Source organism: Bradyrhizobium sp. (assembly GCF_030693485.1).
Classification (GTDB): Bacteria; Pseudomonadota; Alphaproteobacteria; order Rhizobiales; family Xanthobacteraceae; genus Bradyrhizobium.
Genome location: NZ_JAUYAN010000089.1, coordinates 1 through 7,633 on the forward strand (window position 1 = coordinate 1; position 7,633 = coordinate 7,633).

4 protein-coding genes and 2 pseudogenes are annotated in these 7,633 nt (G+C 66.8%); 3 read left to right on the forward strand and 3 right to left on the reverse strand.

Annotation, left to right across the window (positions count from 1 at the left end):
• Positions 1-879 (reverse strand): annotated as a pseudogene (locus Q8N40_RS06600) (ATP-dependent DNA ligase); the annotation flags it as partial.
• On the reverse strand, positions 876-1,910 hold the full coding sequence (locus tag Q8N40_RS06605; protein ID WP_305711237.1) for a ligase-associated DNA damage response exonuclease: 1,035 nt from the start codon (positions 1,908-1,910) through the stop codon (positions 876-878). The pseudogene Q8N40_RS06600 and the gene Q8N40_RS06605, both read right to left, overlap by 4 nt.
• 103 nt (positions 1,911-2,013) lie before the next feature.
• On the opposite strand from Q8N40_RS06605, the gene Q8N40_RS06610 reads away from it, so the two are divergent.
• On the forward strand, positions 2,014-2,940 hold the full coding sequence (locus Q8N40_RS06610) for a class I SAM-dependent methyltransferase (protein ID WP_305711238.1): 927 nt from the start codon (positions 2,014-2,016) through the stop codon (positions 2,938-2,940).
• A 58-nt stretch (positions 2,941-2,998) separates the two neighbouring features.
• Here Q8N40_RS06610 and Q8N40_RS06615 read toward each other — a convergent pair whose 3' ends face one another.
• Positions 2,999-4,426, reverse strand: a complete 1,428-nt coding sequence (locus Q8N40_RS06615; RefSeq protein WP_305711239.1) for an outer membrane protein — start codon at positions 4,424-4,426, stop codon at positions 2,999-3,001.
• A 173-nt stretch (positions 4,427-4,599) separates the two neighbouring features.
• Between Q8N40_RS06615 and Q8N40_RS06620 the strand changes: the two genes are divergently transcribed.
• Complete coding sequence (locus Q8N40_RS06620; RefSeq protein ID WP_305711240.1) at positions 4,600-7,332, forward strand: ligase-associated DNA damage response DEXH box helicase; 2,733 nt, start codon at positions 4,600-4,602, stop codon at positions 7,330-7,332.
• A 26-nt stretch (positions 7,333-7,358) separates the two neighbouring features.
• Positions 7,359-7,633, forward strand: a pseudogene (locus Q8N40_RS06625) (phosphoesterase); the annotation flags it as partial.

Below are 7,633 nucleotides of genomic sequence, written 5' to 3' on the forward strand. Positions count from 1 at the left end.
GTCCCATTTCCATTCCGCGATGAAATCGGCGGCGTCGAGATTGGAAAAATCCGCATCCTCGATCGCATGCGCCAGCATCACAGGGCGGAACGGCGTCGGATCGAGATTGACAGGCGCGTCGGCGCGTCCCTCCAGCCACGCGAACAGGTCGAGATAGGGTGGCTCGAGGCCGGGCCACATCAACTCGACATCGTGCGGGTCCTTGTCGCCCAGCGCCGCCGCGGCGGTCTTGGCCAGTCGCGCCGAGATCCCGATCCGCATCGCGCCGGTGACGAGCTTCAGCAATGCCCAGCGCCCGGTCTCGTCGAGATCGTCGAGCCACCGCGTCAGTTGTTTCGGCAGTTCGGTCTTGCCGAGCGTGCGCAGCGTGGTGACGACCTCGGCGAGGGTGGGCGGAGGCGGGTTGTTGTGGCCTATCTGCTCCCCTCCTCCCACGCGCATCGCGCGTGGTGGGGTCCGAGGCGAGCGAAGCTCGCTCTCGAGGTCGGGGGTGGGGGGTGTCTCCGCCAACTCGTCGCCAGCGAGCCCAGCCGATAGACCCCCCACCCCCGACCCCTCCGCACCGCGGCGCGGGGGGTGGGGGGAAGAAAGCTGTGCGCTCAACGAAGCCTTAGGCCACATCAGCGCCACCGTCTCCGAGAGATCGCCGACATAATCATACGACAGCGCGAACAGCACCGGGTCGGTGCGGCCGGCGATCAGGTCGCGGATCACGCCGGGCTTGGCGTGCTTGAACGACAGCGCGCCGGTCAGCGCCGCCAGCGCGTAGCCGCGATCGGGATCTTCGGTCTCGCGAAAATATGACGTCAGCAGCCGCAGCTTGTTGTTGCGGCCGGGCTCGTAGGCGAGCCGGTCGAGCAGTTCGGCGAAACGGTTCATGCCTCGGCGCCCTCCGCCGCCGCATCGCCTTCGTCCTCATCGCCGTAACCGACCAGATCGAGCGGCCGCGCGGCAAGGCCTTTTGTCTTGCACCAATGTACCAGCGCGTCTTCCTGGCCATGCGTGACCCAGATTTCGCGCGCGCCTGTGGCCTCGATGGTCGCGGTCAGTCCGTCCCAGTCGGCATGGTCGGAAATCACCAGCGGCAGTTCGATGCCGCGCTGCCGGGCGCGGGCGCGCACCCGCATCCAGCCCGAGGCGAACGCGGTGACCGGATCGGGAAACCGCCGGGTCCAGATGTCGGCGGTGGCCGACGGCGGCGCCAGCGTGATGGTGCCGGCGAGATCGGCCTTCTTCATGCCTTTGGCCGGGCGCAGATCGCCGAGCGCGATTCCCCGGCTTTCGTAATAGCGGGTGATCGCTTCCATCGCGCCGTGCAGATAGATCGGCGCGTCGTAGCCGGCGAGGCGAAGCAGCGCGATCACGCGCTGCGCCTTCCCCAGCGAATAGGCGCCGACCAGATGGGCACGCTCCGGAAACAGCGCCACCGACGCCAGCAGCTTCTTCACCTCGTCGGCCGCGTCGCCATGCCGGAACACCGGCAGCCCGAAGGTGGCCTCGGTGATGAAGACGTCGCAGCGCACCACCTCGAACGGCGTACAGGTGGGGTCGGGCGCATCCTTGTAATCGCCCGAGGCGACGATGCAGGTATCCTTGCAGGTGACCGCGACCTGCGCCGAGCCTAGCACATGGCCGGCGGGATGAAATTTTATCCTGACATCGCCGAGCTTCAATTCTTCGCCATAGGCGATCGCCTGCGTGGTCCGTGCGAAATTGTCGCCGTAGCGCAGCCGCATCATGTCGAGCGTCTCCCGGGTGGCCAGCACCGCGCCATGGCCCGGCCGGGCGTGGTCGGAATGACCGTGGGTGATGACGGCCCGCTCCATCGGCCGCACCGGATCGATATGGAAGCCGCCGGGCTTGCAGCAAAGACCGGCGGGAGCTGGCAGCAGGATGTCTTGCGGACGCATTTCGGTTATATAGTCCTGCCGGAGCTTCATTCGAGTCTTGCCGTAACCTATCTCCGAACGCTGCAATCAGTTCCGCAACCCTCCGACCGATCGGTTCCCAAAAATGCCAGCGCGCCTGTTCATGTCGTCCGGCGACATGCTCGCCGACCGGCGCTTCGACTTTGCCCGCGACCTGCAACTGAGCGGCGATCTCATCGCCGCCGAAGACCTGTTCGTGCAGGCCACGGATCTGGCGCCCGGCTTTGCCACGGCATGGTTCACGCTGGGTGAGGTCCGCGAATTGCTCGGCGACCGCCAGGGCGCCATCACCGCGTTCCGCACCGCGGAGACCACCGATCCCGGCGATCGCAACGGCGCCGGGCTGCGCCTGATGCGTCTCGGCGCCGCCGATCTCGCCGGCATGCGGCCGACCTATGTGACGGCGCTGTTCGATCAATATGCACCGAAATTCGATGCGGCACTGGTCGATGATCTCGGTTATCGCGGGCCGGCGCTGCTGCTGGCGGCGGTGCTGGGCGCGCGCGCCGCGGCGGGCCTGCCGCCGGCATTCGCGCGCGTCATCGATCTCGGCTGCGGCACCGGGCTTGCCGCGCGCGCCTTCGCAGGCGTTGCCGGCGACATCATCGGCATCGACCTGTCGCCGCGCATGATCGAGCGCGCCCGCCTGACCGGGCTCTACGCCGAACTCGACGTCGCCGAGATCGTGCAAGGCCTCGCTCGCAGACCGGAAGCCAGCGCCGAGCTGATCCTGGCCGCCGACGTGATGGTCTATGTGCACGACATGGCGCCGCTGTTGAGCGAGGTCGCGCGCGTGCTGGCGCCGGGCGGGCTGTTCGCGTTCACGCTCGAAAGCCATCCGGGCGAGGGCGTGGTGCTCGGCGACGGGCTGCGTTATGCCTACGGCGCGGCCAGCGTGCACACGCTGATCGCAGCCGCCAACCTGATGCTCGTGCGGCTGGAGCCGGCATCGTCCCGCACCGAGAGCGGTGCGCAGGTGCCGGGCCTGGTCGCGGTCGCGGCGAAGGACTGATCAACAAAAAATTCGGCCGCGAGGCCGGGTTTCACTTTTCAGCCGATGTGGCCGCCGATCAGTACTTCGCGACCACCGGCGAGTTGAAATGATAGTTCAGCCCGCTGCGGAAGATGTGTTGCGTGACCTTGGTGGTCGAAATCGCGGGGCCGCCGGGATCGGCGATGATGCCCGAAGTCGAGCCGAGGTCGACATAAAGATACTCGCTCTTCGAGGTCCAGTTCGGTCCGAAGAAGCTGAACAGCGTGGCCGGCGTTTCGATGCCCGCGCCGATGGTCCAGCCGCCCTTGTTTTCGGAGAAGCGGCTGGTGACCGGTCCGTTCAGAAAGGCCGAGTCGATATTGGTCTTGATGCTGCCATAGGCATAACCGCCGGTGGCGTACAACAGCGCCGGCCCGGCCGAATAGCCGAGGCGGCCGCGGACCGTTCCGAACCACGGCAGCCTGGCGTCATAATTGGCGTAGCTGCCGTTGAGCCCCTGGCAATTGGCGACGCAGGTCTTGTTGTCCTTCTGGGTCGAGCCCTGAATGTCGGCCTCGACGCCGAACACCCAGTTCGCCGCCTGCCAGTTGTAACCGGCCTGCACACCGCCGATCTTGCCCTCCGGCGCGAGGGTGAACCGTTCATTGGTGCCCAGAACGGCCAGCGAGGTCTCGTTGCGCGCGGTGGCGGAGCCGAAATTGCCGCCGAGATAGAAGCCGGTCCAGTTCGCGGCGGGTGCGTGTGCATATGCGCCGTTGCCGCCGATGCGGTAGTTCAGGCCGACCCGGTAGATGTTCTGCCGGATTTCGGTGTCGAGCGTCTGCGGGAAGCCGCCCAGTGCGAAAGTCTCGCTCTTGTTGCCGAGGTCGACCTGAAGGTATTCGATCTTCGCCGTCCAGTTACCGCCCAGCGCGGCTTCGACACCCCTGCCGACGGTCCAGCCGCCGCGGGTCTGGTTCGAGGTAAAAGTCGCGGGAAAGCCGGCGAGCTGGATGTTCTCGGTGATGCTGGTCTTGACGTTGCCGTAAGCGAAACCGCCGGTGAAGTAGCGCAGCACCGGGCCGTTGGCGAAGCCGACCCGGCCGCGCACCGTTCCGAACCAGTCGAGCCGCTGATCGAACCGGCCGCTGATATCGGGTACGGCCCGGCAGGTCAGCAGGCAGGTATGGTCGTCGCGAAGGCCGGCGCCCTGGATGTCGGTCTCGACGCCGAGGACCAGCCGGCCGAACATCGTATTGGTCTGCCAGTTGTAGCCGGCCTGGACGCCGCCGAGCGCGCCGAACGGCGACAAATAGGATCGTTCGAACGAGGGAAAGCCGGGAAAAGTCAGGGTCTGGTTATTGCGCCCGACACCGATGCCGGCATTCACGCCGACGTAAAAGCCGGTCCAGTCGTAGACCATGGCGACCGGTGCTTTCAGGTAGGGCGCCTTGACCGCGATGTCCGCTGCCTGGGCGTTCGCCGCCACGGCCAGAAACGCCGCTGTGGCGAGTAGTCTTTTCATGATTGCATTCCCAGTTCCATTCCGGGAGCGAACCTATCCGTCGGGGCGCATCGTGTCTGTGCCTTGCAGGCTACACCGGGGCAAAATCGATGCCTGTGCTCGCCGGTAACACATCTGAAACTATTTGGTTTTTTGGCTCGACCGGCGCAGTCCGCCGGGCCTAACCTGCGGCGGTGAAATCACCTCCACCAGACGGTTCGTCGCTCCCTCTGCTGCCCGAAAAATTCCTGCGCTGGTTCGCCGGCCGCGGCTGGTCGCCCCGCGCGCATCAGCTCGATCTGCTGCAAAAAGCCCGCGACCACCGCTCGGCCCTGCTGATCGCGCCCACCGGCGCCGGCAAGACCCTGGCCGGATTCCTGCCGACGCTGGTGGAATTGAGTACTGAAAACAAATCGCTGGCGCGCCCTTCCCCCCTGCCCCCGCGCAGCGGTGGGGAGGGGTCGGGGGTGGGGGGTCTCTCGGCGCATGCGACTGCCAGCGAGTTGGCGGAGACGCCCCCCACCCCCGACCCCGAGAGCGAGCTTCGCTCGCCTCGGACCCCACCACGCGCCATGCGCGCGGGGGGAGGGGGGAGCACCGCGCGCGCCGAGTCTCCGTCGCAACGCAGCCGCGGTCTCCACACCCTTTACATCTCCCCGCTGAAAGCGCTCGCGGTCGATATCGCGCGCAATCTGGAGACGCCGATCGCCGAGATGGGATTGCCGATCAAGGTCGAGACCCGCACCGGCGACACGCCGGTGTCACGGCGGGCGCGGCAGCGGCGCTATCCGCCGGATATTCTGCTGACCACGCCCGAGCAACTGGCGCTGCTGCTGTCATCCGACGATGCGCCGTTCCTGTTCGGCTCGCTCCAACGCATCGTGCTCGACGAGTTGCACGCGCTGGTGACCTCCAAGCGCGGCGATCTGCTCTCGCTCGGGCTGGCGCGGCTGTGGCGGCTGGCGCCGCAGCTCCGCGCGATCGGGCTGTCGGCGACGGTCGCCGAGCCGGAATCGCTGGCGCGCTTCCTGGTGCCGCAGCGCGACGGCAACAGCGAAGCCGCCGATATCGTCGCTGCCGGCGGCGCGGCGGCGCCGATCGTCGAGATGCTCGACACCAGGGAGCGGCTGCCATGGGCCGGCCACAGCGCGCGGCACGCCCTCAACGAAGTCTACGAGTTGATCAGGACCAACAAGACCACATTGGTGTTCGTCAACACCCGCAGCCAGGCCGAGATGCTGTTTCAGGACCTGTGGCGGATGAACGACGACAATCTCGCCATCGCGCTGCATCACGGCTCGCTCGACGTCGCCCAGCGCCGCAAGGTCGAGGACGCGATGGCGGCGGGCAAATTGCGCGGCGTGGTCTGCACCTCGTCGCTCGATCTCGGTGTCGACTGGGGCGATGTCGACCTCGTCATCAATATCGGCGCGCCGAAGGGCGCCTCGCGGCTGATGCAGCGGATCGGCCGCGCCAATCACCGCATCGACGAAGCCTCGCGCGCCGTTCTGGTTCCGGCCAACCGCTTCGAGGTGCTGGAGTGCCGCGCCGCCATCGATGCCGTGGCGGAGAACGCGCAGGACACTCCGCCGCTGCGCACCGGCGCGCTCGATGTGCTGGCGCAGCACGTGCTCGGCCGCGCTTGCGGCGAGCCGTTTCTGTCCGACGAACTCTACGCCGAAGTGCTGACCGCCGCACCCTATGCCGGCCTGACCCGGACCGACTTCGACGACACCGTCGATTTCGTCGCCTCCGGCGGCTACGCGCTGAAGACCTATGAGCGGTTTGCGCGCATCAAGCGGGACAAGACAAATAAATGGCGCGTGACCAATCCCCGGGTGCGGCAGAGCTACCGGCTCAACGTCGGCACCATCGTCGAGGAGTCCATGCTGAAGGTGCGCCTGGTGCGCGGGCGCGGCGGCGGCACGGGTTCGACCGGCGCGGTGGCGCGCGGCGGCCGGATGCTGGGGCAGATCGAGGAATATTTCATCGAGGGCCTCGTGGTCGGCGACACTTTTGTGTTCGGCGGCGAGGTGGTGCGCTACGAGGCGCTGATGGAAGACCAGGTCTACGTCTCCCGCGCCAGCGACAAGGATGCAAAGGTGCCGTCCTATATGGGCGGCAAGTTTCCGCTCTCGACCTACCTCGCCGAACGCGTCCGCAAATTGCTCGACGACGAGAGGGCCTGGAAGGCGTTGCCGGATCAGGTGCGCGACTGGCTGTCGCTGCAGGCGCATCTGTCGCGCGTGCCTGGCGCGCGCGAACTGCTGGTGGAAACCTTCCCCCGCGCCGACAAGCATTATCTCGTCTGCTACCCCTTCGAAGGACGGCTGGCGCACCAGACCCTCGGCATGCTCCTGACGCGGCGGATGGAACGCGCGCGGGTGCGGCCGCTCGGCTTCGTCGCCAATGAATATGCGCTGGCTGTGTGGGGGCTCGGCGACATGTCGTTCATGATCCGGCAGGGCAGGCTCGATCTGGGCGCGCTGTTCGATCCGGATATGCTGGGCGACGACCTCGAGGCGTGGCTGGCGGAATCCGCGCTGATGAAACGCACCTTCCGCACCTGCGCCATCATCTCGGGCCTGATCGCGCGGCGCTTCACCGGCGAGGAAAAGACCCGGCGGCAGGTGCTGTTCTCGACCGACCTGATCTACGACGTGTTGCGCAAGCATCAGCCCGACCATGTACTGCTGCGCGCCGCGCGCGCCGACGCCGCCACCGGGCTGCTCGATATTCGTCGTCTCAGTGATATGCTCGCGCGGATCAAGGGGCGAATCACCCACCGGGAACTCAGCCGGGTTTCGCCGCTCGCCGTCCCCGTGATGCTGGAAATCGGCTGCGAAGCGGTCTATGGCGAAGCCTCCGACGAACTGCTGGCGGAAGCCGCGAAGGAACTGGTGAACGAGGCGATGGACAGAACGTGACACGCGCGCAAAGCCTTGACGACGAATTGCCTGCCGCGCGCGCCACCGTGAACGTCGCCGGCGTTGATCTGCTTGCCGATCTCTCCGGCGCGCTGTTCTGGGAAGAACAGCGGCTGCTGGTGGTTTCAGACCTGCACCTGGAAAAAGGCTCCAGTTTCGCCGGACGCGGCGTGCTTCTTCCACCCTATGACACCATTGCGACACTGGGCCGGCTGGGTGCCGTGATCGCGCGGCATGATCCGCGCACGGTGATCGCGCTCGGCGACAGTTTTCACGATCGCCGCGCCCATCACCGGCTGTC